The organism is Paraburkholderia sediminicola, from assembly GCF_046026855.1.
GTDB lineage: Bacteria > Pseudomonadota > Gammaproteobacteria > Burkholderiales > Burkholderiaceae > Paraburkholderia > Paraburkholderia sediminicola_A.
Genome location: NZ_JAQQET010000033.1, coordinates 50,544 through 76,304 on the forward strand (window position 1 = coordinate 50,544; position 25,761 = coordinate 76,304).

The window sequence follows — 25,761 nt, forward strand, 5'->3', positions numbered from 1 at the left end:
ATTCAGAGGCGTCGGTTACAATAGCGTCCTTTGCAGACGGTCGTTTCGACCGCTTCCTTGCACTCCCATCCCTTGCAAAATACGCCCGCGCGGCACGACAGGCTTATGCACATCCACATCCTCGGTATCTGCGGCACGTTCATGGGCGGACTCGCGGTCCTCGCGCGCGGCGCGGGGCACACCGTGACGGGCTGCGACGCCGGCGTTTATCCGCCGATGAGCACGCAGCTCGAGGCGCAAGGCATTCGTCTGATCGAGGGTTATGACGCTGATCAGTTGAACGGCCTCAATGCCGACCTGTTCGTGATCGGCAATGTGGTTACGCGCGGCAACCCGCTGATGGAAGCGATCCTCGATCGCGGCCTGCCTTACGTCTCCGGTCCGCAATGGCTCGGCGAGCACGTGCTGAACGGCAAGTGGGTGCTGGCGGTGGCCGGCACGCACGGCAAGACCACCACCAGTTCGATGCTGACCTGGCTGCTCGAAGATGCGGGTCTCAATCCGGGTTTCCTGATCGGTGGCGTGCCACTGAATTTCGGCGTGTCGGCGCGGCTGACCGACTCCAGCTTTTTCGTGATCGAGGCCGACGAGTACGACACGGCCTTCTTCGACAAGCGTTCCAAGTTCGTTCACTACCGGCCGAAAACCGTGATCCTGAACAATCTCGAGTTCGATCACGCCGACATTTTCCCGGATCTGGCGGCGATCGAAACGCAGTTCCATCATCTGATCCGCACGGTGCCGGGCATTGGCCGAATCGTCACGAACGGTCGTGAAGACGCGCTGGAGCGCGTGCTGACGCGCGGTTGCTGGAGCGAAGTCGAGCGGTTCGGCGTACAAGGCGGCTGGGAAACCCTGCCGGCGGAAGACAGCGTGCCGGTCGACGAGCGTTTCGCCGTGTATCACGACAGCGAGCGCGCGGGTGTCGTCGAGTGGCTGGTGCAGGGCGAGCACAACCGCATGAACGCGCTTGCCGCGATCGCCGCCGCGCGCCATGTCGGCGTGCCGCCGGCACAAGCCGCGAAGTCGCTGGCGAGTTTCCGGAATGTGAAGCGCCGCATGGAAGTGCGCGGCAGTGTCGACGGCGTGACCGTCTACGACGATTTCGCCCATCACCCCACTGCGATCGAAACCACGGTGGCCGGGCTGCGCGCCCGCGTCGGCCGCGAAAACACGCGAATCCTTGCCGTGCTGGAGCCGCGCTCGAACACGATGAAGCTCGGCGTGATGAAAGCACAATTGCCGGCCAGCCTCGCCGACGCCGACCTGGTGTTCGGCTACGGCGCGCCGGCCGGCCGCGACGCACTTGGCTGGGATCTCGGCGAAGCGCTCGCGCCGCTCGGTGGCAAAGCGCAGGCTTTCGACAATCTCGACGCGCTGGTCAAAGCGGTGGTTCACGCGGCGCGCCCCGGCGACCAGATTCTGGTGATGAGCAACGGCGGCTTTGGCGGCGTGCATCAGAAGCTGCTCGACGCACTTTCCGCGCGAGGCGCTTCGTGATCCTTTATCTGCACGGTTTCCGTTCGTCACCCAATTCGTTCAAGGCACGCGTGCTGGCCGCACGGCTCGTCGAACTCGGCCGCAGTGATGAATGGTGCTGCCCGATGCTGCCGGTTTCGCCGTTCGAGACCGTGGCGCTCGCCGAATCGCTGGTCGAGGCCGCGAAACCGGACAACATCACGGTGATCGGCAGTTCGCTTGGCGGTTACTTCGCCACCCATCTTGCCGAAAAACACGGCTGGCCGGCGGTGCTGCTGAACCCGGCAGTCGTGCCGCAACGCGACCTGAGCGCCTATCTCGGCGAGCAGCCCTTATGGCACGGTGGCGGCAGCATCACGGTCGAGCCGCATCATCTGGATGAGCTGCGCGCGCTCGGCGTCGCGTCGATCACGCGCCCCGAACGCTATTATTTAATGGCTGCCACTGGCGACGAAGTGCTCGATTACCGTGAAATGCTTGCGCACTATCCGGGCGCGCGCACTACGCTGATCGAAGGGAGTGACCACGCGATCAGCGAATTCGCACAATACGTCGACGAGGTGCTGGCCTTTTGCGATGCCGAAGACGTCGAGCCGCCGGCGCCGCGCGAAGCGGCCTGAGAGCCCCGACGATCCTGCAGCGAGGCCGTTGCGGATCACCAGATTCATGCCGCTGGCGCGCGTATCGCGCCGCGGATCCACTACCACGAACATGTTGCCGTGCCGCGCGCAGTGACCGATAGCTGAACTCAATCGGGCACGCCGGCAAATGCAAGTCAGAACGAGAGTATTGAGTGAACGTTTTCTTCGAGGAATCGGGCAGTTTCAAGGCGGGCAGCGTGCTGTCGCGCCAGGGCGATGCTTTTCAGGTCGAGTTGCCGGGCGGCCGCCGCGCCAAGGTGCGCGCGAAAGATGTGCTGATCGAATTCGAAAAACCGACCGCCGGCGAGTTGATGCAGCAGGCGGACGCCGCCGCGCAGGACATCGATCTGGACTTCCTGTGGGAATGCGCGCCGGATGACGAATTTCCGTTTGCCACGCTTGGCGCTGAGTACTTCGGCGAATCGTTTGGTTCGATCGAGCGCGCGGCGCTGGTGCTGCGCATGCACAGTTCGCCGGTGTACTTTCGCCGCAAGGGCCGCGGCATGTACCAGCGCGCGCCGCAGGAGCAACTCAAGATGGCCCTCGCCGGGCTGGAGCGCAAGCGCCAGCAGGCGCTGGTGCAGGCCGGCTACGAAGACGAACTGAAGGCAGGCCGTCTGCCGGAAGGCTTCAGCGGGAGCAAGGCGCTGGCTTTGCTTACCCGGCCCGACAAGAACACGATCGAATACAAGGCGCTCGAAGGCGCGGCAGCGGCGCGCGGCATCTCGCAGGCACGGCTGATGCTGGAGTGCGGCGCTATTCCGTCGGCTCGCGCATTGCACGAGGCGAAGTTCCTCTCCGAATTTTTCCCGCACGGCACTGGCTTTCCGCCGGTCACGGTTGGCGCGTTGCCGGAAGATCTTCCGGAAGCCGATGTGCAGGCATTTTCGATCGACGATATCACTACGACTGAAATCGACGATGCGTTCTCCGTCGAGCATCTGGCCGACGGCCGTGTGCGGATCGGCGTGCACATCGCCGCGCCGGCGCTCGGCATCGCACGCGGCGACGATGTCGATGCGATCGCACGCACGCGTTTGTCGACCGTCTATATGCCGGGCGACAAGATCACGATGCTGCCGGATAGCGTCGTCGAAGCGTTCACGCTGGCTGAAGGTGGCTTGCGGCCGGCTCTGTCGCTGTATGTGATCATCAATCGCGAGACGCAGGAAATCGTGGCGAGCGAAACGCGCGCCGAGCGCGTGTTCGTGAAGAGCAATTTGCGCCACAACACGCTGGACGAACTGGTCACCGAAGAAGCGCTCGCTGCCGGTACCGGCGATTATCCGCACAAGGAAGACATCGCCGTGCTGTGGCCGTTCGCGCAGGCGCTGTTCGAAAAGCGTCAGACCGCGCGCGCCGGTTATGGCCTGCGCCGCGAAGTGCAGCGCAATACCGATTTCAACTTCTACGTGGAAGACGAGCACATCACGATTACACCGCGCCGGCGCGGGTCGCCGCTCGACACGATCGTCGCGGAGCTCGCGATTCTCGCCAACTCGTCGTGGGGCGGATTCCTGCACGACCACGGCGTGCCGGGCATCTACCGTACACAACGTGCGTTCGGCGCGCCGACTGGCCCGAAACGCACCCGCATGCAGACCAACGCCGCGCCGCACGAAGGCCTGGGCGTCACGCAATACGCGTGGAGCACGTCGCCGCTGCGCCGTTACGTCGACCTCGTGAACCAGTGGCAATTGCTCGCCTGCGTGCAGCATGGCGTCACCGCAAAACTGGCCGCGCCGTTCAAGCCCAAGGACGCCGATCTGTTCGCCGTCGTGCAAGGTTTCGACGACACCTACACCGCGTATGCCGATCACCAGCGCCGCATGGAGTACTTCTGGTGCCTGCGGTGGCTGAAGCAGGAGAATCGTAAGCAGGTGGTCGCGTCGGTGGTGAAGGGCGATCTTGTGCGCCTTGAAGAGATTCCGCTGCTGCTGCATGTGCCGGGTCTCGGCGTGCATGCACGCGGTACGCGCTTGCAGATGGAAGTGATGTCGATCGACGAGCTGACCGTCGAAGCGTCCGTGCGCCTGCTGCACGTGCTCGACGCGCCGACTGTGACGAGCGGCAGCGAAGCTGAAGAAGCCGACGAGGGTGAAGAGGAAATCATCGAGGTGGCGGATGAAAGCGCCGAAGGCGAAGCTGAGGCGCAAGCCGAAGCGGACCTCGACGGCGGTGCAACTGAACAGGGCGACTCCGAAAACCGCGACGGCGCCAGTGATGCGGCAGCCGATCAGCAGCATGTGGCGGAGCCAGGGCGATGAGCGCTAGCGATCCACGCGACCGCTACGCGGTCATTGGCAACCCGGTCGGCCATAGCAAATCGCCGTTCATTCATGGTCGGTTTGCCACGCAGACCGGCGAGCCGATCGAGTACGGCCACCTGCTCGCGCCGGTCGATGCATTCGTGCCGCATGTGCGCGCTTTTATCGAAGCGGGCGGCCGAGGGTTGAACGTGACGGTGCCGTTCAAGCTCGACGCGCACTCGTTCGCTAGCACCCTGTCGCCGCGCGCGGCGGCGGCTGGCGCGGTGAACACACTGCGGTTCGACGCGAGCGGTATCTATGGCGACAACACGGATGGCTTCGGTCTCGTACGAGACATCGAAGTGAATCTCGGCGTTTCGTTGAAGGGTGCGCGGATTTTGCTGCTTGGTGCGGGCGGCGCTGCGCGCGGCGTTGTGTTGCCGATGCTGGAGCGCACGCCGCACACGCTGACGATCGTCAACCGTACGGCGGCGAAGGCCGAAGCGCTTGCCGACCAGTTTGCGCAAGCTGCGGCCGACGCAGCTTGCCGTCTGACCGGCGGCAGTGCGCGAGCGATCGAAGCGGGCGAGTACGACGTGATCGTCAACGCGACGGCGGGTAGTCTGGATGCTTCGTTGCCAGAGTGCGACGACCGTGCGTTCGGCAGCGGGACGCTCGCTTACGACATGATGTACGGCGCGCATCCAACGGTATTTATGGAACACGCGCAGAAGCTGGGTGCGCGCGGCGCCGACGGTCTCGGCATGCTGGTCGAGCAGGCGGCCGAATCGTTTTACGTGTGGCGAGGTGTGCGGCCCGACGGCGCGCCGGTGCTGACCGAATTGCGAGCGCTGTTGACCGCGCCGTCGCCCGCTTAGGCCGCTGTTTTACTTTCCGGAACTCACCGACTCGGGGACTGAGACCACGATGACAGCAACGCGGCGCGCGAGCCGGCCAGGTCCGGTGCGATGGATGTTTTATCTGGGTGCCGTGGTGGCGATCGCGTGGCTTGCGACGCAGGCGTTTTACTTCGCGCAGATCGCAGTGTGGAATTACGTGAATCCTCAGTCGACGGCTTTCATGCGGTCGGACGCGTGGCAGTTGTCGGAGGATCGGCCCGATCTGTCGGTGCAGCATACGTGGGTGCCGTATGAGCAGATTTCACACAATCTGAAGCGGGCGATTATCGCTTCCGAAGACGCGAATTTCGTGAATAACAATGGCTACGAGACGGATGCCATTTTGCAGGCGTGGGAGCGGAATAAGTCCAAGGGCAAGATTGTCCGCGGCGGTTCGACGATTACCCAGCAGTTGGCGCGGAATCTGTTTTTGTCGCGGGAGAAGAGTTATATCCGAAAGGGTCAGGAATTGATCATCACGTGGATGCTCGAGACGCTGATGGACAAGCAGCGGATCTTTGAGATTTATCTCAACTCCGTTGAGTGGGGGAATGGGGTTTATGGTGCTGAAGCGGCCGCACATTATTACTACAAGACGTCCGCTGCTAAATTGACGGCTGGGCAGTCGGCCCGGTTGGCGGTGATGCTGCCGCAGCCTAAGTATTTCGACGAACACAGAGGCTCGGGGTATCTTGCGCAGCGATCGCGCGTGATTGCCCGGCGGATGGGGGCGGCGGAATTGCCGGATTAAGGTTTTTTTTGCCTGTTCGGCGGGGGGTGTTTTTTTGATTGCCTACGGCGTTGGGTTTTTCTTGATCTGATGCGTGTTCGGCGCTTGTTTGTCTGTGTTTTTATGGCGTTGGCCTTTCCTTGAATTGTTATTGGTTTATCAGCGTCGCCCCTGTGCGGGGCGGGCACTTACTTCTCTTTGCCGCCGCAAAGAGAAGTAAGCAAGAGAAAGCGGCTCACACCGCTAGTTCTTAAGCGGGTCCCCTGGCTTGGAGGGGATCGTGGTGCATCTGGAATCTGTGTTCTCGCACATTCGACGTTCGTGACAAGGGCGTCATACTTCCGGCGGCGCTGCGCGCGCCGACGCGTATCTCCTGGAACCATCTGATCGTTTTCGCGCACGTCTTCACCCGACGCCGCGGCTTGTCGTTGTGTCTCCAACATTCCCGCAATGCGTCAGCGCTTCATTCGAAGTGCGAATTCACGCCCGCATACGCTACCGCGACTTGCCGGTGCTCGGAGCGCCGAGTGGCAGTTCGCGAATATATATATCTTCCGGCACCTCGCCGAGGCGAAGCCGGCGTTTTCCCTCTGCGCTCAATTGAAGCCTCTGGTTTCCCGTGCAGACTCGTCCTCGTCGAGGCGAAGCCGATATCTCCAATGCCTCAAAGCGAAGCCCCTGGTTTCCCACGCACCCGTCTTCGCTAAGGCGACGTCGATGGCTCTCACGGCCTTCAAACGAAGCCCTTGGGTTTCTCTCCAGACTTGTCTTCGGCGAGGCAAAGCCGATGGTCCCCACCACGCGTAACCAAAGCCCCTGCTTTCCCAGGCAGCCCCATCCGCGACGCACGCAGTGCGGAGTGGGAGTTGATGAGTGCTGTGTCACTCCGGCTGAATGTGCGAGGGCACGGATTCCAGATGCACCACTACCATGGCTGTGCGGGGGACCCGCTTAAGAATTAGCGGTTTGAGCCGCTTTCTCTTGCTTACGTCTCTTTGCGGCGGCAAAGAGACGTAAGTGCCCGCCCCGCACAGGGGCGACGCTAATAGACCAATAAGAATTCAAGGAAAGGCCAACGCCATAAAAACACAGACAAACAAGCGCCGCGACGACAACCAACTCACCAAAAGACATCTCCGCCAAAAAACACAGCCAAAACCCGCCCGTAGGGCAATCAAAACCACCTCGGCAAGGGGAAATCCCATTATATGAATTCAACATTCACATATTGGAGCTTTCTCAAAAACCGACCTACAATCCAGCCAACGCGCTACCGCTAGCCAGAAAAACTGGCCGCGACCAGCGACAGCCAGAAAAAAACCGGAGACAAGTCAAACCATGCCTAATACCCAAAGGCAGCGTCCGCCTGCTCGTGCCACCGGCAACACACACTGTGCCGCGAGCAAAACAGACTTCCTCTCCGGCCCCGCGCTGTAAGCGCAAAAAACCACCGAAAAGCAACTCGCCATGAACAAAGCGATGCCCACTCACGCCGTCCGCGCGTCCGAAGTCGATCTGGCACCCCAAGCCGATCACGCGACCAGCGCTGCGCCGCAGCCGGCCGCCAACGCCGCTAAAGCACACCGCGCCAACGCGCAACCGGCCGTGATTGACGAAATCGCATTGCCGAGCACGCTGCTCGACATCACGCCGCAACAAGCCGGCACGCAAACGCTGCTGCGCGGCCTCGCGATTCTGGAAGCCGCCGCTGCCGGCGTGCGCGATCTGCGCACCTTCGGCGCCGCGCTTGGCACGACCCGCAGCACGACGCATCGGCTCGTGAGCAGCCTCGTGCAGGCGCGCTATCTGCGGCAGGTGCAAGGCGGCTATCTGCTCGGCCCGAAGCTGATCGAACTCGGCACCATCGCGCTCGAACAGATGCCGCTCACCGCAGTGGCTCGTCAGCATCTCGAATCGCTCGCGGAACAGACACTCGATACGATCCACCTCGGCGTGCGCGACGGCGACGACGTGCTGTACATCGACAAGATTCCCGGCACCCGCGGCCTCGAAATGCGTTCGCGCGTCGGTCATCGGATGCCACTGGCGTCGACGGGTATCGGCAAAGCCATGATGCTCGACCTCGCGCCGGACGTATGGCAGTCGCTCTTCGAAGCATCGCGGCGCGCGCTCGCCGGTGTCAGTTTCAAGCCGGATAACCGCCCGGACGCGGTGACGTTCATGCAGCGTATGACTAACTACGCCGCCGGTGGCTACACCTTCGACCTCGAAGAAAACGAAGCGTCGATCCGATGCGTCGCGGCACCGGTGCGCGATGCATCAGGTGCAGTGGTGGCTGCGCTGTCGGTGGCGAGCACGATTCCGTATATGTCGCTCGAACGCATGGATGAACTGATTCCGGTCGTGCAGCGCGAAGCGCGCGCAATCTCGGAAGAACTCGGCTGGCGTGCCCCGCAACCGGCAACCCGCAGGATCAAACGATGAAGCGAGCGGGTTCTCACACGCACGCGGGCAATCCGATGAATGATGCCGCCGCGACCGCCGACGCCAACCTCCAGCGCGCAGCGCTCATTGCGCTTGACTGGGGCACGACGTCGCTGCGCGCTTATCTGTACGACGCGGCCGGCGAGGTGCTGGCGACGCGGGCTTCGACGGCCGGCATCATGAATTTGCCGCTTGGCGCCGAGCACGGCGGCTTTGATGCCGCCTTCGAGGACGCGTGCGGCGCCTGGCTTGAGCAGGCGCCCACCGTGCCGGTGATCGCTGCCGGTATGGTTGGCAGCGCGCAAGGCTGGGTCGAAGCGCCGTATGTCGACGCGCCGGCGAGTGCAGATGCGCTGGTGGCCGGCATCGTCCGGGTAAAAGCCGCGTGCGGCGCGACGCTGCACATCGTGCCGGGCGTCCTGCAACGTGGCGAATTGCCGAACGTGATGCGCGGCGAGGAAACCCAGATCTTCGGCGCACTCGGTCAGGAGACGGGTGCCGTGGATAGCAGCAGGCGCACGCTGATCGGCTTGCCTGGCACCCACGCGAAATGGGCCGTTGTGCAGGCGGGGCGCATCGAACGTTTTCATACCTTCATGACCGGTGAAGTGTTCGCGGCATTGCGCGAACACACCATCCTCGGCCGCACGATGATCACGCCGGATCGTCCGGATAACGAGGCATTTCTGCGCGGCGTGAACATCGCCCGCGACAAAGGTCAGGCGGGCATGCTGGCCACCGTATTCAGCGCCCGTACGCTCGGCCTTACCGGACAACTCTCGCGCGAACAGCAGCCGGACTATCTGTCGGGCTTGCTGATCGGGCACGAACTGGCCGGTCTCGAAGCCGTGCTCGCGCAACAGCAAAACTCGCTCGCGCGGCAGCACTTGCGCCTGATCGGCAATGAAGCGTTGTGCGAACGCTATCGCGTGGCGCTTGCGCAATTCGGCTGCACTCATGCTGAGTTGGTGAAGCACGCCACCGAGCGTGGTCTGTGGCGCGTCGCTACCCAGGCAGGGCTCGTCAATCCCACGCCTCAAGCGGCGCACGCCGGCTAAGCGGCAGCGCTGCCGCCTACGAAACAAGGAACCAAGATGCAACCTCACATCAATCTACCCGCCCCGTACATGCCGCACGCGGGTCTGATCGCGGCGTTCGAGGTCTGTCCGCTGATCGCGATCATGCGCGGTGTGACGCCCGCGGATGCCGCCGAGCACGGCCAGGCGCTTTACGAAGCCGGTTTTCGCATCGTCGAAGTGCCGTTGAATTCGCCGCGGCCGTTCGACAGCATCGCGGCGATCCGCAAAGCGTTGCCGGCCGATGCGATCGTCGGCGCGGGCACAGTATTGCATTCCAGTTTCGTTAACGACGTGAAGTCGGCGGGCGGCGAACTGATCGTGATGCCGCATAGCGACCCGGAGGTCGTCGGTGCCGCGAAAGCGCAAGGCATGGCCTGCGCGCCGGGCGTGGCGACGCCGAACGAAGCCTTCATCGCGCTGAAAAACGGTGCTGACGTGCTGAAGATGTTTCCCGCGGAACAGCTCGGCTGCCAGGTCGTGAAGGCATGGCGCGCGGTAATCGCGGCAGAAGTGCCGCTGGTGCCGGTCGGCGGGATCACGCCGGACAACATGGGCCCGTTCCTCAGCGCCGGCGCCAATGGATTCGGCCTCGGCTCGGCGCTGTACAAACCGGGTCAGAGCGTCGCTGTGACGGCCTCGCATGCGAAGGCGTTCATCAACGGGTTGCGTATCGCCCGCGCAGGCGCGAAGAAATGAAGCGGCTCGCCGGCAAAGTCACGTTGATCACCGGCGCCGGGCGTGGCATCGGTGCGGCGATCGCGCTCGCGTTTGCGCGCGCAGGCGCGGCGGTCGTGCTGGCTGAACTCGATATCGAAACGGCGCAGCAGACGGCGGAGCAGATCAGGGCGCAAACCGGTGGACGCGCGCTGGCGGTGCATACGGACGTGACGCAATCGGCTTCGGTTCAGCGCGCGGTGAGCGAGGCCGAACACGCGTTCGGCGCGCTCGACGTGCTGGTCAACAACGCGGGTATCAACGTGTTCTGCGATCCGCTGACGATGAGCGACGACGACTGGCGCCGTTGCTTCGCGGTCGATCTCGACGGTGTATGGAACGGGTGTCGCGCGGTGTTGCCGGGCATGGTCGAACGCGGTGCGGGAAGCATCGTGAATATCGCGTCGACGCATGCGTTCAAGATCATTCCGGGGTGCTTTCCGTATCCGGTCGCGAAACATGGCGTGATTGGTCTGACGCGCGCGCTTGGCATCGAATACGCGCCGCGCAACGTGCGGGTCAACGCGATCGCGCCAGGGTATATCGAAACGCAATTGACGCACGACTGGTGGAACGAACAAGCCGATCCGGCGGCCGCGAAACAGGCGACGCTCGATCTGCAACCGATGAAGCGCATCGGCCGCCCGGAAGAAGTGGCGATGACGGCAGTGTTTCTCGCCTCGGATGAAGCGCCGTTCATCAACGCCACCTGTATCACTGTGGATGGCGGTCGCTCCGTGCTGTATCACGACTGAACGTAGCGGCCTGGCAAGCAACAGGAAGCAGGACCAGCAGTTTCAGTAAAAGTACAGGCAGCAGGAAAAGAAGCAAACAGGCAGTAAAAACAGGCAAAAAACAAAGCACCAAAGTTTCACCGGACGACGCGCTGGCCGCGTGTGTCACAACCGGTACAAGAAGACGCGGCCGATACCTTCTCGTTATCAATTAGTCAGGAGACACGCATTATGAAACGAAGAATTTTCCTCACGCTGGCAGCAGCGGCGACGGGTGTGCTCTTCAATGCACCGGTCGCGCAAGCTGCGGATCCGGTCAAGATCGGCTTCCTCGTGAAGCAGCCGGAAGAACCGTGGTTCCAGGACGAATGGAAGTTCGCGGAAATGGCCGCCAAGGAGAAGGGCTTTACGCTGGTGAAGATCGGCGCGCCGTCGGGCGAGAAGGTCATGAGCGCAATCGACAACCTGTCGGCTCAGAAAGCGCAAGGCTTTGTGATCTGCACGCCTGACGTCAAGCTCGGACCGGGCATTGTCGCCAAGGCGAAGGCCGACGGCCTGAAGATGATGACGGTCGACGACCGCCTCGTCGACGGCGCGGGCAAGCCGATCGCATCGGTGCCGCATATGGGCATCTCGGCGTACAACATCGGCAAGCAGGTGGGCGACGGCCTGGCTGCGGAAATCAAGAAGCGTGGCTGGGACATGAAAGATGTGGGCGCAATCGACGTGACCTACAACCAGTTGCCTACCGCCGTTGACCGTACCACCGGTGCAACCGCCGCGCTCGTCGCCGCCGGTTTTCCGAAGGCCAACGTGATTGAAGCGCCGCAAGCGAAGACCGACACGGAAAACGCCTTCAACGCAGCCAACATCGCGTTCACCAAGAACCCGCAGTTCAAGCACTGGGTGGCTTACGCGCTGAACGACGAAGGCGTGCTCGGCGCGGTGCGCGCAGCGGAAGGCCGCGGCTTCAAGGCGGACAACATGATCGGCATCGGCATCGGCGGTTCGGACTCGGCATTGAACGAGTTCAAGAAGCCGACGCCGACCGGCTTCTACGGCACGGTCATCATCAGCCCGAAGCGTCACGGCGAAGAAACTTCGACGCTGATGTACGACTGGATCACGCAAGGCAAGGAACCGCCGATGCTCACGCTGACAACCGGCATGCTGGCCACGCGTGACAACGTCGCCGATGTGCGTCAGAAGATGGGCCTCGCGGCAAATTAAGCGGCTTGATTGAGTACGCGGTGACATGAAGTGAACTGCTGGTGCGTCGTTTCTCCAAGGATTGGGCGCACCGGCAGCTATCACCGGCAGTAATAAAAGTTGAGCAGTTGAGACAGACCACGCTTGGTGCCCATGTGGCACGCAAAGAAGCACGGTTCACACGAAGCAATGAGAGGGAGGCGAAGTGTCAGCGACGCTACGTTTTGACAATATCGGCAAAGTCTTTCCAGGCGTGCGCGCGCTCGACGGTGTGTCCTTCGACGTCAACGTCGGGCAGGTGCACGGCCTGATGGGCGAAAACGGTGCAGGGAAATCGACCCTGCTGAAGATTCTCGGCGGTGAATATCAGCCCGACTCCGGTCGCGTGATGATCGACGGCAATGAGGTGCGCTTTACGAGCGCGGCATCGTCGATCGCGGCGGGGATCGCGGTGATTCACCAGGAACTGCAATACGTGCCCGATCTGACGGTCGCGGAAAACCTGCTGCTCGGCCAGTTGCCGAACTCGCTCGGCTGGGTCAACAAGCGCGAAGCCAAGCGTTTCGTGCGTGAACGCCTTGAAGCGATGGGTGTGGCGCTCGATCCGAACGCGAAGCTGAGAAAGCTCTCGATCGCGCAACGGCAGATGGTCGAAATCTGCAAGGCGCTGCTGCGTAACGCGCGCGTGATCGCACTTGATGAACCGACCAGCTCGTTGTCGCATCGCGAGACCGAAGTGCTGTTCAAGTTGGTGCGCGATCTGCGTGCCGACAATCGCGCAATGATCTACATCTCGCACCGTATGGACGAGATCTATGAATTGTGCGACGCCTGCACGATTTTTCGCGACGGCCGCAAGATCGCCTCGCATCCGACGCTCGAGGGCGTGTCGCGCGACACCATCGTCAGCGAAATGGTCGGACGTGAAATCGCCGACATCTATAACTATTCAGCGCGTCCGCTGGGCGAAGTGCGCTTCGCGGCGAGAGCGATCGAAGGCCATTCGCTTTCGCAGCCCGCCAGTTTCGAAGTGCGGCGTGGCGAGATCGTCGGCTTCTTCGGTCTGGTGGGCGCGGGCCGCAGCGAACTGATGCATCTGGTGTACGGCGCCGATCACAAGAAGGGCGGCGAAATCGTGCTCGACGGCAAGCCGATCAAGGTGCGTAGCGCCGGCGAAGCGATCAGGCACGGCATCGTGCTGTGCCCGGAAGACCGCAAGGAAGAGGGCATCGTCGCGATGGCGACCGTGTCAGAGAACATCAATATCAGTTGCCGGCGTCACTATCTGCGCGCGGGGATCTTCCTCGACCGCAAGAAAGAAGCGGAAACCGCCGACCGTTTTATCAAGCTGCTGAAGATCAAGACGCCGAGCCGCCGCCAGAAGATCCGCTTCCTGTCGGGCGGTAACCAGCAGAAGGCGATTCTGTCGCGCTGGCTGGCCGAGCCCGATCTGAAAGTGGTGATTCTCGACGAACCGACGCGCGGAATCGACGTCGGTGCGAAGCATGAGATCTATAACGTGATTTATCAGCTGGCCGAACGTGGCTGCGCGATCGTCATGATTTCGTCGGAATTGCCGGAAGTGCTCGGCGTGTCCGACCGGATTGTCGTGATGCGTCAGGGCCGGATTTCCGGCGAACTGTCACGCAAGGAAGCAACGGAACAAGCAGTGTTGAACCTCGCGTTGCCGCAAAGCTCGACCGCACTGCCCGGAACCGAAACCGCAGCCACCGAGCAAGCGGCCTGAACATTATCTGGACGAAAGTCCGGCAACCCGTGGGGAACGGGAGGAGTATTCAAAATGCAAGCCAGAGAAAACCTCGCGCAACAAGCCGCAAAAAGTGCGGCCGAAGCGCTGATTCCGCAAGGCAACGACAAGGCGAAATGGTGGCAGCAGATCACCGAGTACAGCCTGATCCTGATCTTCATCGTGATGTTCATCACAATGTCGCTGACGGTCGACCACTTCTTCTCGATCGAGAACATGCTCGGTCTCGCGCTGTCAATCTCGCAGATCGGCATGGTCGCGTGCACGATGATGTTCTGTCTGGCCTCGCGCGATTTCGACCTGTCGGTGGGTTCGACGGTTGCGTTCGCCGGTGTGCTGTGCGCGATGGTGCTGAACGCGACCGGTAATACGTTCATCGCGATCATTGCTGCGGTGGCGGCGGGGGCCGTGATCGGCTTCGTCAACGGGGCGGTGATTGCCTACCTGCGCATCAACGCACTGATCACGACGCTCGCGACGATGGAAATCGTCCGCGGTCTCGGCTTTATCGTCTCGCACGGGCAGGCCGTGGGCGTGTCGTCGGATACGTTTATCGCATTGGGCGGTTTGAGCTTCTTCGGCGTGTCGCTGCCGATCTGGGTCACGCTGCTGTGCTTCATCGTATTCGGCGTGATGCTCAATCAGACCGTGTATGGCCGTAATACGCTGGCAATCGGCGGCAATCCGGAAGCCTCGCGTCTTGCGGGTATCAATGTCGAACGCACGCGCGTTTATATCTTCCTGATCCAGGGCGCAGTCACCGCGCTGGCCGGTGTGATTCTGGCTTCGCGGATTACGTCGGGCCAGCCGAATGCGGCGGAAGGTTTCGAGCTGAACGTGATTTCGGCTTGCGTGTTGGGCGGCGTGTCGCTGCTCGGCGGTCGCGCAACGATCTCCGGTGTTGTGATCGGTGTGCTGATCATGGGTACGGTCGAGAACGTGATGAACCTGATGAACATCGACGCGTTCTATCAGTACCTGGTGCGCGGCGCGATTCTGCTCGCCGCTGTGCTGCTCGACCAGTTGAAGAACCGCGGCTCGCGGGACTAAACCCGCGACTCAATTCGCGACCTACTCATATTGCTCTAAAAGGAATCGAACGATGTCGTCTCCGGCCAATGCAAACGACCGTCTCGCGGATAACGCGTTTGCCCGCTATCCGAGTCTCGTCGATCGAACCGTGTTGATTACGGGTGGCGCGACTGGAATCGGCGCATCGTTCGTCGAGCATTTCGCGGCGCAGGGCGCGCGCGTCGCGTTCTTCGATATCGATGCGACCGCGGGTGACGCGCTCGCCGATGAACTCGGCGATTCGAAACACAAGCCGCTGTTCCTGCCGTGTGATCTGACCGACGTCGACGCGCTGCAAAAAGCCATCGCCGACGTGAAGGCTGCGCTCGGTCCGATTCAGGTGCTGGTGAACAACGCGGCGAACGACAAACGCCATGCGATTGGTGACGTGACGCGTGAGTTTTTCGACGCGGGCATCGCGGTGAACATCCGTCACCAGTTTTTCGCGGCTCAGGCGGTGATGGAGGACATGAAAGCCGCTAATGCGGGTTCGATCATCAACCTCGGCTCGATCAGCTGGATGTTGAAGAACGGTGGCTATCCGGTGTACGTGATGTCGAAATCGGCGGTGCAAGGCTTGACGCGCGGCCTCGCGCGCGACCTCGGTCATTTCAACATCCGCGTCAATACGCTGGTGCCGGGCTGGGTGATGACGGAAAAGCAGAAGCGTTTGTGGCTTGACGACGCGGGCCGTCGCTCGATCAAGGAAGGGCAGTGCATCGACGCTGAATTGCAACCCGCCGATCTCGCCCGCATGGCGCTGTTCCTCGCCGCCGACGACAGCCGGATGATCACCGCGCAGGACATTGTCGTGGACGGAGGCTGGGCGTGAGTGCGGGCGCGCAGGGTGTGCGTGCAGGATCACCTGCGCCTCGTGCGGCGCTGCTGCTCGACACGAAATGCACGCTCGGCGAAGGCGCGACGTGGTGCGCGAAAACCGGCCGCTTCTACTGGACCGATATCGAAGGCGCGCGATTGTGGCGCTATGACCCGAGCGACGGCCGCAGCACGTTCTGGCGCATGCCGGAGCGTCTTGCCACGTTCGCGCTGTGCGCCGATCCGCACTACCTGCTGCTCGGGTTGGCGACGCATCTGGCGTTCTTCGATCTGGCAACCGGCGAAACGCAACATATCGTCGACGTCGAACCCGGCTTGAACACGCGCGTGAACGACGGACGCTGCGATCGTCAGGGGCGTTTTGTGTTTGGTACCAAAGACGAAGGCTCGCCGTTGCAAGCGGTCGGCGGGTTTTATCGGCTGAACCATGATTTGTCGCTGGAACGTTTGCCGCTACCCGCACCGGCGATTTCGAACGGCATTGCGTTCAGCCCTGATGGCGCGACGATGTACTACTGCGATTCGCCGACGCGTGAAATCCGCGTCTGCGACTATCGCGCGAACGGCAGCATTGCCAACGACCGCGTCTTCACGAAATTGACAGACGCCACCGGCGTGCCCGACGGCTCGACCGTCGACCGCGACGGTGGTGTGTGGAACGCGCAATGGGGAGGCAGGCGAGTGGTGCGGTATGGCCCCGACGGCGTGGAAACCGAGCGCGTCGACGTGCCGACCGCGCAGCCGAGTTGTGTTGCGTTCGGCGGCCCTACACGGGTGTCTCTTTCGCGGCGCTCCCCAAGGGGACTTCCTCCGGGGCGTGCGCAACTCGGTACGTTGTACATCACGAGCGCACGCATCGATCTCGATGCCGCTGCGCTCGCGGGCGATTCCCGTGCGGGCGGCGTGTTCATTGCAACGCCCGGGCGACGAGGTTTGCCGGAGCCGGTGTTCCAAGGCTCGCCCGTATAGCGCAGAATGACTTGGCCTCAGTTTCGAGGCAGCAGCGGAGTGTAGTCGAGCAGTGACTTTGAAAGTGAATCAGCAGTTGATATCGCAAACCCAATGCCAGCAAAACTGGCAGCAAATCGGCAGCATGCAGTTCGGACCCAGAGGCGACCGGTGCAAAAAAATCGCCCAATAGCATCCGTCAGCAATGACGGCAACGTCCCACGCCTCTCGATGGAGCCAGATATGACTGTTGCGAATCTTGTTTCTGCTTCTTCTCAGTCCCGACGCGCGCGTCTCAACGCAGCGGCCAATCCGGTGCTTCCGGGCCCCAGTACGTCGGCGGTTGCGGTCGGTGAGACGAGCGGCGGCGAGCTTGCGTGCATCACGCTTGCCAACGCGCATTTGCGCCTCGACGTCGCGCCGACGCTCGGCGGCGGCGTCACCCGTTTCGACTGGCGCAACGACGGCGCGCTCACGCCGATCTTCCGGCGTTGCCGTCATGTTTCAACAGATACCGAGCCGAACCAGCTCGCCTGCTATCCGCTGCTGCCGTATTCGAACCGGATCGGCGGAGGTCATTTCAATGTAGCGGGACGGCGGGTCGATGTACCGCAAAATCGCACCGACGAACCCTTTCCGATTCATGGTGACGGGTGGCTCTCCGCCTGGCAGGTCGCCGAATCGGCCCGCGAAAATGTCCGTCTGACGCTCGATCGCCACGACGGCAAACCCTACGCATTCCGCGCGTCGCAAACCTATACGCTGGACGGCCCCACGCTCACCATTACGCTGGAAATCGAGAACGCCGGCCGCGAGGCGCTGCCTTTCGGGCTGGGCGTCCACCCGTTTTTCGTGCGTGACGCGGATACCGAACTGTCGGCAGCCGCCGGCGGCCTGTGGCTCTCCGGCGATAACTGGCTGCCGGTGCGTCACGTGCCGGCGCCACCCGCATGGCAATTCGGCGTGGCGTATCCGCTGCCGGAAGCCATCGTCAATCACGCATTCACGGGCTGGAGCGGTCAGGCGGCGGTGGTGTGGCCGAAACGGCGCCTGTCGCTGAACATCGCCGCCGACACCGACTATTACGTGTTGTACACGCCACCGGGTGAAGATTTCTTCTGCTTCGAGCCGGTCGATCATCCGATCAACGCGATGAATCTGGCCGGCGGCGCGTGCGAGAACGGTATGACGATGCTGGGACGCGGTGAGCGCCTGACGCGTACGTTCCGCTTCACGATCGAGCGCACGGGTTTGCGCGCGATGCCGGGTGCGCGTGGGTCGCGGCGGCGGCAGTAGCAGAGGCCGGGGGCCGGGGCGCACGTCCCGGCCCGCGCCGGCATGACACGTCGCCGCGGCTTGCCGCACAGGACGGGTAAAATACGCGCCTCTTCCGTTATCGGCTCGCCGCGAGACACACCATGTCCAATTTCATCCAGACACTCAACGACGCCTGGCAGCGCACGAACTCGCTGCTGTGCGTCGGCCTCGATCCCGAGCCCAGCAAATTTCCGGGCGCGCTCGCGGGGCGTCCCGAGGCGATTTTCGACTTCTGCCGCACCATCGTCGACGCGGTCGCACCGTATGCGTCGTCGTTCAAGCCGCAGATTGCTTACTTCGCCGCCCATCGCGCGGAAGACCAACTCGAGCAGCTGATCGCGCACATTCATGCGAATCACCCCGGCCTGCCCGTGATTCTGGATGCGAAGCGCGGCGATATCGGCAGCACCGCCGAGCAGTACGCACGCGAGGCGTTCGAGCGCTATCAGGCGGATGCGGTGACGGTGAATCCGTATATGGGTTTCGATTCGATCGAGCCGTATCTGGAGCACGAGGGCAAGGGCGTGATCGTGTTGTGCCGGACCTCAAACGCGGGCGGCTCGGATCTGCAGTTTCTGGAGACGGGCGGGCGTCCGCTGTATCAGGTCGTCGCGCAACTGGCGGCGGACAAGTGGAACGCGAGCGGCCAACTGGGCCTCGTGGTCGGTGCGACCTTCCCGAAGGAAATCGAAGTGGTGCGTGGAATCGTCGGCGATATGCCGCTGCTGATTCCGGGCATCGGCGCTCAGGGCGGTGACGTTCAGGCAACGGTCAACGCCGGTCGCACGGCGAACGGCACGGGCATGCTGATCAACTCGTCGCGGGCGATTATCTACGCCGGCAAGGACGACGATTTCGCTGAGGCTGCGGCGAAAGCGGCGATGGAAACGCGTGACCGGATCAATGCGTTTCGGTGATGGCGGGTCGTGGTGAAGACGGCTACCGTTAAGGTGTCGGCCCCAGCCGCGCAATCAAAGCCGCATGCTGCGGATGCCATGCCTTCAGCGCCTCGACATCCGCCAGCTCAAACTCGCTGAATTCGAAACCCGGCGCCACCGTGCAGCCCACCAGTGCAAACGTCGCCGGGTCTGCGCATTCCGCTGCAAACCAGAGACCCGCAGGCACTACCGCCTGGAACACGGCGTCCGAATGTGACAGCGCATTGCCCAGCTTGTGCGTAATTAGCGACCCCGCTTCGTCGAGTACGTGAACGTTCAACGGCTCGCCGGCATAAAAATGCCAGACCTCGTCGGACTTGATCCGATGCCACGCCGAATGTGCGGCGTCACAGAGCAGGTAGTAAATCGCGGTGGAGGCGGAGCGCGTCTGCGGCGAACCGTCATCGCGACGTACGGATTCCGCGGACCGATATGTCTCGCTGAAAAATCCACCTTCCGGATGCGGCTTCAGATCGAAGCGGCGGATCAATTCGTCTTTGGCCAGGTGCGAAGCAGGCATCGTGGGCGGCGCCTCAGGGAAGTTAATGTTCGCGCTCGTCGAGCAGGGCCAGCATGCCGCGCAGCGCGTGCGCGGCGGCCTGCACGCGGATCTTCTCGCGGTCGCCCTTGAAAACCTTGGTTTCCACCGACGTATGCAGCCGATTGCTCCAGCCGAACGACACCATGCCGACAGGCTTGGTGTCAGTGCCGCCGCCCGGGCCGGCGACGCCGGTAATCGACAGCGACACCTGCGCACGACTGTTGCGCAGCGCGCCCTCGGCCATCGCGCGCGCTACTGGTTCGCTGACCGCGCCGTGCTTTTCGATCAGGTCGGCCGGCACGCCGATCATTTCGGACTTTGCCTGATTCGAATACGTGACGAAGCCGCGCTCGAACCAGCCGCTGCTGCCGGAAATATCGGTGATCGCGGTCGCCACCATGCCGCCTGTGCAGGATTCGGCGGTGACGAGCATCAGGCGCTCGTCGCGCAGGCGGTTGCTCACGCGAATCGCGAGCTGGTGAACCACGGAATCGGTAGGCATGGCGTCAATCCGGAAAACGGGGAACTGCTGCGGAGGTACCGGCGGGCTGCGGCCGACCGGCACCGGCCAACGGTTAAACCGACATGCGCCAGAGCGCAATCACGAGCAGCGTGAAAAAGGCGGCGACCAGGTCATCGAACATGATGCCAAAGCCACCTTTCAGCCGGCGGTCGAAATAGCCGATCGGCGGCGGCTTCACCATGTCGAAGAAGCGGAACACGATGAACGCCCACAGTTGCCCGGTCAGCGTGACCGGCGTGACCATCAGCAGCACCAGCCAGAACGCGATGATTTCGTCCCAGACGACCGGCGACGGATCGTCGGTGCCCAGCTTCTTCGCGGTAAAGCCGCAAATCGCAATGCCGCCAAAAAAACCGGCGACGATCAGCACGCCCCACTCGATCACGGTGAGATAACGACTCAGGACGGCGAACGATGCCCATGCGAACAGCGTGCCGATCGTGCCCGGCGCAATCGGCGACAGACCGCTGCCAAAACCCAGCGACAGAACGTGCAGCGGATGCGACAGCATGAAACGCGCAGTCGCGCGGCGCGGCTGAGGACGCGGCGGGCGAGGGCCGGACGCGTTGGGCTGAGGGTTGCCGATGAGATCGTCGGCGGGAACCAGCGGGGGATCAGTCTGCATGGAAATGGTCGAAACCTTGCAACGTCAGAGTGAGAGGCGTGCCGGCGGCATCGCGCCAGCCAATCGCCGGGCGGTCGGCCGCCGTTTGAAGAGCGCTTATTGTACCGATGCGGGTGACCGATATCGCTGTCTCGCGGCCGGCTGCTTCGACCTTGGTGCGTGCTGCAACCGGCGCGGTGAAGCACAGTTCGTAGTCGTCCCCGCCGGCTAGCGTGCAGCGCTGCTGGATCTCCGGCGGCAGGCGGCGCAGTGCGGCCGAACGTGGCACGGCGTCGACGTCGACCGTGGCGTGCACGTTCGAGCGTTCCAGGATGTGCATCAGGTCGCCGGCGAGACCGTCCGACAGATCGAGCGCTGCATGCGCGATGCCCCGCAACGCGAGACCGAGGAAGACACGTGGCTCCGGGCGTTCTAGGGCGCGACGAAATGTCGCAACGTCGCTGGCATCGGCAGACCACTCGCCGCGTTGGACGCCGAGACCGGCGCGCGCGTCGCCGAGCGTGCCGGAGATCCAGATGTCGTCGCCCGGCTGCGCGGCGTCACGGCGGAGCGCAACGTGTGGCCGCACGCTGCCGAACACAGTGATACACAAGTTCAATGGGCCGCCTGTCGTATCGCCGCCGATCAGATCGCAGCCGTAGCGCTCAGCCAGCGCGAAAAGGCCCTCGCTGAAGGCGGCGAGCCATGCTTCATCGGCCTTTGGCAAGGAAAACGCCAGCGTGAACGCCTGCGGCTCTGCGCCCATTGCGGCGAGATCCGACAGGTTGACCGCGAGTGCTTTATGACCGAGTGCCTCGGGATCGACATCGGGAAAGAAGTGGCGGCCTTCTACCAGCATGTCCGTCGATATCGCCAGCATTTCGCCCGGACGCGGCGCAAGCAGGGCGCAGTCGTCGCCGATACCGAGCGTGCCTTCGGCGGCACGGGACGCCGCAGCAGTTGCGCGGCGGGCGAAGAAGCGATCGATCAGCGAAAACTCGGAGAGCATGGTGGCGGTGAGTGAACGGTTAAGTGCAATGAAAAGCCGCTAACGGTGTGCATTGTATGGACGTGCACACGGGTAAACACTCGATTGGCACTCAACTCCGATTTAATTCGTGGGCAACCCGAAGCAGACGTCGTCGTCCTTTCGCTATGTTTCAGTCCCGGCAGTTGTACCCGTATTGAAGGAATTGAGCCGGCAATTGGGGCTACAATGCCGTCGAACATCTATTCTAATCCGCACTTCGAAGCCCGCCTTATGACGACTCCCGCCAATAGCAAACTCCGCGAAGCCGCCCTCGATTATCACGAGTTCCCGACCCCCGGGAAGATCGCAATCGCCCCGACCAAGCAGATGATCAACCAGCGCGACCTCGCGTTGGCGTACTCGCCGGGCGTCGCGTTCGCGTGCGAGGAAATCGTCGAAAACCCGCTGAACGCCGCCCGTTTCACCGCGCGCAGCAACCTGGTCGGTGTCGTCACGAACGGCACCGCGGTACTGGGTCTCGGCAACATCGGGCCGCTCGCCTCGAAGCCGGTCATGGAAGGCAAGGCCGTCCTGTTCAAGAAGTTCGCCGGTATCGACGTGTTCGATATCGAGCTGAACGAGTCCGATCCGCACAAGCTGGTCGAGGTGATCTGCGCGCTGGAACCGACCTTCGGCGGTATCAATCTTGAAGACATCAAGGCGCCGGACTGCTTCATCGTCGAACGCGAATGCCGCAAGCGCATGAAGATTCCGGTTTTCCACGACGACCAGCACGGCACGGCGATTGTCGTCGCGGCGGCCATCACCAATGGGTTGAAGGTGGTCGGCAAGGACATCAAGAAGGTCAAGCTGGTGTCGTCCGGTGCGGGCGCGGCAGCGCTGGCCTGTCTGGATCTGCTGGTCGACATCGGCCTGCCGCTCGAAAACATCACCGTCACCGACCTGGCCGGCGTGGTCTACAAGGGCCGCGTCGAACTGATGGACCCGGACAAGGAACGCTTCGCACGCGAAACCGACGCTCGCACGCTCGCCGAGGCGATCGGCGGGGCGGATATTTTCCTCGGTCTCTCGGCCGGCGGCGTGCTGAAGCAGGACATGGTCAAGCAGATGGCTGACAAGCCGCTGATTCTGGCTTTGGCCAACCCCACCCCGGAAATTCTGCCGGAACTGGCGCTCGAAGTGCGTCCGGACGCCGTGCTTTGCACGGGCCGCACCGACTACCCGAACCAGGTGAACAACGTGCTGGTGTTCCCGTTCCTGTTCCGCGGCGCGCTGGATACGGGCGCGACGACAGTGACACGTGAAATGGAAATCGCGGCGGTCAATGCGATCGCCGAACTGGCACGCCAGGAGCAGAGCGATATCGTCGCGACTGCGTACGGTATCCAGGACCTGTCGTTTGGTCCGGAATATCTGATTCCGAAGCCGTTTGATCCGCGTCTGATCGTCAAGGTCGCGCCGGCGGTGGCGAAGGCGGCGATGGATTCGGGTGTCGCCGAGCGTCCGATCGAGGACATGGAAGCGTACGAACAGCATCTGCAGCAGTTCGTGTATCACAGCGGCACGACTATGAAGCCCATTTTCCAGTTGGCGCGTGGCGTCGAACCGGAGAAGAAGCGCATCGTGTTCGCGGAAGGCGAAGAAGAGCGCGTGCTGCGCGCCATGCAGATCATCGTCGACGAAAAGCTCGCGAAGCCGATCCTGATCGGCCGTCCGGCGGTGATCGAGCAGCGCATCGCGCGTTACGGTCTGCGTCTGGTCCCGGGGCAGGACTACACGGTCGTGAATACCGACCATGACGAGCGTTACCGCGACTTCTGGCAGGAATATCACAAGATGATGTCCCGCAAGGGCATCACCGAGCAGATGGCGAAGCTCGAAATGCGCCGCCGCACCACGCTGATCGGCGCGATGATGGTGGAGAAGGGCGAGGCGGACGGCATGATCTGCGGCACGGTGTCCACCACGCATCGCCACCTGCACTTCATCGATCAGGTGATCGGCAAGAAGGCCGGCGCGAAGGTCTATGCGGCGATGAATGCGCTGGTGTTGCCGAACCGTCAGATTTTCCTGGTCGATACGCACGTGAACGTCGATCCGACGCCGGAGCAACTGGCCGAGATCACGATCATGGCAGCCGAAGAAGTGCGCCGTTTCGGTATCGAACCGAAGGTCGCCCTGGTGTCGCATTCGAACTTCGGCTCGAGCAATGCGCCGACCGCGCAGAAAATGCGCGACACGCTGGCGATCCTGCGCGAGCGCGCGCCGGAACTGCAAGTGGACGGCGAAATGCACGGCGACCTCGCGCTCGACGCGAATCTGCGCCGCGAAGTGCTGCCCGACTCGACGCTCGAAGGTGACGCGAACCTGCTGGTGCTGCCGAACATCGACGCGGCCAACATCTCGTACAACCTGCTGAAGACCGCTGCGGGCAACAACATCGCGATTGGCCCGATGCTGCTCGGCGCGGCCAAGCCGGTGCACGTGCTGACGGCTTCGGCCACGGTTCGCCGTATCGTCAACATGACGGCGCTGCTGGTTGCCGACGTGATCGCGGCCCGCTGATTCTTGATTCGAAACTGAAGTACGGCGCCGCCTGACTGGGCGCCATGCAAAAAAAAGGCGTGCCTGCAACGGGCACGCCTGCGGGTGAACAGGGGATAGCCACCCTAAAAAGAGGCTGAATGAGACCATTCCGCCTCCGAGAGACTGCAGGACCGCAAGGCTTTCACTTCAGGGAATGGACTGCGCAATGAGCTGCCTAGGGGTTTGGGCTTGCTTCATTTGCCTCAATAAGTTAATTCTAGCTTGTACAAGCTAAATATTCTGTCAAAAGTCGTCAAAGCCCGTTCCGGGGCTCTTTCCCGCGCGATTGGAAGCTTCTGCCTGTCCGGCGCACGTTGATTCTGTGGGGTTTTAGCGATACCCTTACGACTTTCATGGTCGTCAAACTCGTGATCTAACAGCGGGGAACCTTGATTCATGGCACGCAAGTGGCGGCGCATTAAAGGCGTGCTGATCGGTGCTTTGACGCTCTGCGCTTTATCAGGCTCCGTGTCTGGCGCGTTTGCGCGCGACTACACGGCACCCGCCGATACGCAAGCACAGGGCACTATCGCGGCGGCGCAGTTACCACGCGAAGCGGTCAATACATTGAACTTGATTGCCGCGGGCGGGCCTTACCCGTATGAGAAGGACGGCATCGTATTCGGCAATCGCGAACGGTTGCTAGCGCCGCATCGGCGCGGCTATTACCACGAATACACCGTTCCCACGCCTCGCGCACGAAACCGCGGGGCGCGTCGCATCGTCTGCGGAGGTCCGGTACAGCGGATCGACAACTGCTACTACTCGGACGACCACTACACCAGTTTTAATCGTATTGTTGAATGACATCGGGATGAACGGCATGAGCGACAACGTCTACGCGCACGACTCCGGAGTCGCGACGGATCTTTTCGCGGCCGGCGACGGCAATTTGTTCCAGCGCGTCATGCGGATGCGCGCCGGCGACCAGGGCCGGGATAACCAGAGCGAAGCCAGCACTGTGCTTTCATCGAACGAGGAGCCCATGAGTCTTTTCAAGACCGTACGACCGAACATCGTACAGTCGATCCGCGCGTTTCGCGTGCAGGATCTAGCTGATGAAGCCAATCAACTCGGCCAGCATTTTCTGTACGCGTACTGCGCGAACGCTCAGTCCAAACAGGAAGTGCTGGAGACCATTGCTACGTCGTTCCTGTTTCCGAAGCATTTCGGCAAGAACTACGACGCGCTCTACGATTGCCTGACCGATCTGGTCCATAAAGCAGGCGCGCAGCCCGGCTTCGTGATCGTGCTCGAGCAACTGCCGGTCGCACAAAAATTCGACAAGGAAGGGCGCGAGACGCTCCTCGACGTGTTCCGCGAAGCGGCCGAGTTCTGGGCTGAGCGCAAGGTCGCGTTCCGGGTGTTTTACTCGTTTGCCTGAAATTTGCCGGGTGGTTTGTGCGGGCGGGTAGCCTGAGCGCCGCTTACCGCTTGCAAAGGAAAGAGAAAGGCCCG

At 62.3% G+C, this 25,761-nt stretch carries 23 protein-coding genes; 19 read left to right on the plus strand and 4 right to left on the minus strand.

Annotated elements, in window-relative coordinates:
* Window positions 1-105: 105 nt before the first annotated feature.
* The 16 genes from mpl (at window position 106) to pyrF (ending at window position 19,037) form a co-directional block, all read left to right on the plus strand.
* Window positions 106-1,500 carry a UDP-N-acetylmuramate:L-alanyl-gamma-D-glutamyl-meso-diaminopimelate ligase gene (mpl, locus tag PQR40_RS29790; RefSeq protein WP_408510466.1) on the plus strand — a complete coding sequence of 465 codons (1,395 nt, stop codon included), beginning with the start codon at window positions 106-108 and terminating at the stop codon, window positions 1,498-1,500.
* Window positions 1,497-2,099 (plus strand): YqiA/YcfP family alpha/beta fold hydrolase, encoded by a 603-nt coding sequence (locus PQR40_RS29795; RefSeq protein WP_408231292.1) that lies wholly within the window; start codon window positions 1,497-1,499, stop codon window positions 2,097-2,099. Before mpl ends, PQR40_RS29795 begins: the two co-directional genes overlap by 4 nt.
* Window positions 2,100-2,272: 173 nt before the next feature.
* The gene (locus tag PQR40_RS29800) at window positions 2,273-4,387 is read left to right on the plus strand and encodes a ribonuclease catalytic domain-containing protein (protein ID WP_408510467.1); all 2,115 of its coding nucleotides are present in this window, start codon (window positions 2,273-2,275) and stop codon (window positions 4,385-4,387) included.
* A complete protein-coding gene (aroE, locus tag PQR40_RS29805) occupies window positions 4,384-5,247 on the plus strand; it encodes a shikimate dehydrogenase (RefSeq protein WP_408510468.1) in 864 nt (287 codons plus the stop codon). The genes PQR40_RS29800 and aroE overlap by 4 nt, the downstream gene beginning before the upstream one ends.
* Before the next feature lie 49 nt (window positions 5,248-5,296).
* A complete protein-coding gene (mtgA, locus tag PQR40_RS29810) occupies window positions 5,297-6,019 on the plus strand; it encodes a monofunctional biosynthetic peptidoglycan transglycosylase (protein ID WP_408231301.1) in 723 nt (240 codons plus the stop codon).
* A 1,446-nt stretch (window positions 6,020-7,465) separates the two neighbouring features.
* The gene (locus tag PQR40_RS29815; protein WP_408510469.1) at window positions 7,466-8,443 is read left to right on the plus strand and encodes an IclR family transcriptional regulator; all 978 of its coding nucleotides are present in this window, start codon (window positions 7,466-7,468) and stop codon (window positions 8,441-8,443) included.
* The gene (locus PQR40_RS29820; protein ID WP_408510471.1) at window positions 8,440-9,501 is read left to right on the plus strand and encodes a 2-dehydro-3-deoxygalactonokinase; all 1,062 of its coding nucleotides are present in this window, start codon (window positions 8,440-8,442) and stop codon (window positions 9,499-9,501) included. Before PQR40_RS29815 ends, PQR40_RS29820 begins: the two co-directional genes overlap by 4 nt.
* A gap of 36 nt (window positions 9,502-9,537) precedes the next feature.
* Complete coding sequence (locus PQR40_RS29825) at window positions 9,538-10,218, plus strand: 2-dehydro-3-deoxy-6-phosphogalactonate aldolase (RefSeq protein WP_408218573.1); 681 nt, start codon at window positions 9,538-9,540, stop codon at window positions 10,216-10,218.
* Complete coding sequence (locus PQR40_RS29830; protein ID WP_408510472.1) at window positions 10,215-10,991, plus strand: SDR family oxidoreductase; 777 nt, start codon at window positions 10,215-10,217, stop codon at window positions 10,989-10,991. Before PQR40_RS29825 ends, PQR40_RS29830 begins: the two co-directional genes overlap by 4 nt.
* Before the next feature lie 210 nt (window positions 10,992-11,201).
* Window positions 11,202-12,200, plus strand: coding sequence for an arabinose ABC transporter substrate-binding protein (locus tag PQR40_RS29835; RefSeq protein WP_120289501.1), 999 nt, complete (start codon window positions 11,202-11,204; stop codon window positions 12,198-12,200).
* A 184-nt stretch (window positions 12,201-12,384) separates the two neighbouring features.
* Entirely contained in the window at window positions 12,385-13,926 is a 1,542-nt protein-coding gene (gene araG / locus PQR40_RS29840; RefSeq protein ID WP_408510473.1) for an L-arabinose ABC transporter ATP-binding protein AraG, read from the plus strand.
* Window positions 13,927-13,980: 54 nt separating this feature from the next.
* On the plus strand, window positions 13,981-14,997 hold the full coding sequence (gene araH, locus PQR40_RS29845) for an L-arabinose ABC transporter permease AraH (RefSeq protein WP_054034524.1): 1,017 nt from the start codon (window positions 13,981-13,983) through the stop codon (window positions 14,995-14,997).
* 52 nt (window positions 14,998-15,049) lie between these two features.
* Complete coding sequence (locus PQR40_RS29850; RefSeq protein ID WP_408510474.1) at window positions 15,050-15,850, plus strand: SDR family NAD(P)-dependent oxidoreductase; 801 nt, start codon at window positions 15,050-15,052, stop codon at window positions 15,848-15,850.
* Entirely contained in the window at window positions 15,847-16,824 is a 978-nt protein-coding gene (locus PQR40_RS29855; RefSeq protein WP_408510475.1) for an SMP-30/gluconolactonase/LRE family protein, read from the plus strand. The genes PQR40_RS29850 and PQR40_RS29855 overlap by 4 nt, the downstream gene beginning before the upstream one ends.
* Before the next feature lie 222 nt (window positions 16,825-17,046).
* Window positions 17,047-18,099, plus strand: coding sequence for an aldose 1-epimerase (locus PQR40_RS29860; protein ID WP_408231322.1), 1,053 nt, complete (start codon window positions 17,047-17,049; stop codon window positions 18,097-18,099).
* 122 nt (window positions 18,100-18,221) lie between these two features.
* Window positions 18,222-19,037: an orotidine-5'-phosphate decarboxylase gene (gene pyrF / locus PQR40_RS29865; RefSeq protein WP_408339440.1), complete on the plus strand. Its 816-nt coding sequence runs from the start codon at window positions 18,222-18,224 to the stop codon at window positions 19,035-19,037.
* 28 nt (window positions 19,038-19,065) lie between these two features.
* Here pyrF and PQR40_RS29870 read toward each other — a convergent pair whose 3' ends face one another.
* The 4 genes from PQR40_RS29870 to thiL form a co-directional block, all read right to left on the minus strand.
* Window positions 19,066-19,578 carry a cupin domain-containing protein gene (locus PQR40_RS29870; protein ID WP_408510476.1) on the minus strand — a complete coding sequence of 171 codons (513 nt, stop codon included), beginning with the start codon at window positions 19,576-19,578 and terminating at the stop codon, window positions 19,066-19,068.
* Window positions 19,579-19,600: 22 nt separating this feature from the next.
* Entirely contained in the window at window positions 19,601-20,101 is a 501-nt protein-coding gene (locus tag PQR40_RS29875; RefSeq protein ID WP_408231331.1) for a CinA family protein, read from the minus strand.
* A 73-nt stretch (window positions 20,102-20,174) separates the two neighbouring features.
* Window positions 20,175-20,747 (minus strand): phosphatidylglycerophosphatase A family protein, encoded by a 573-nt coding sequence (locus PQR40_RS29880; RefSeq protein ID WP_408231334.1) that lies wholly within the window; start codon window positions 20,745-20,747, stop codon window positions 20,175-20,177.
* On the minus strand, window positions 20,737-21,735 hold the full coding sequence (gene thiL / locus PQR40_RS29885; RefSeq protein WP_408231336.1) for a thiamine-phosphate kinase: 999 nt from the start codon (window positions 21,733-21,735) through the stop codon (window positions 20,737-20,739). Before thiL ends, PQR40_RS29880 begins: the two co-directional genes overlap by 11 nt.
* 207 nt (window positions 21,736-21,942) lie before the next feature.
* On the opposite strand from thiL, the gene PQR40_RS29890 reads away from it, so the two are divergent.
* The 3 genes from PQR40_RS29890 (at window position 21,943) to PQR40_RS29900 (ending at window position 25,687) form a co-directional block, all read left to right on the plus strand.
* The gene (locus tag PQR40_RS29890) at window positions 21,943-24,282 is read left to right on the plus strand and encodes an NADP-dependent malic enzyme (RefSeq protein WP_408231339.1); all 2,340 of its coding nucleotides are present in this window, start codon (window positions 21,943-21,945) and stop codon (window positions 24,280-24,282) included.
* 417 nt (window positions 24,283-24,699) lie between these two features.
* Window positions 24,700-25,110, plus strand: coding sequence for a ribonuclease (locus tag PQR40_RS29895; RefSeq protein ID WP_408231342.1), 411 nt, complete (start codon window positions 24,700-24,702; stop codon window positions 25,108-25,110).
* Between the two features lie 16 nt (window positions 25,111-25,126).
* The gene (locus PQR40_RS29900; RefSeq protein ID WP_115783446.1) at window positions 25,127-25,687 is read left to right on the plus strand and encodes a barstar family protein; all 561 of its coding nucleotides are present in this window, start codon (window positions 25,127-25,129) and stop codon (window positions 25,685-25,687) included.
* The last annotated feature ends 74 nt before the right edge of the window (window positions 25,688-25,761 follow it).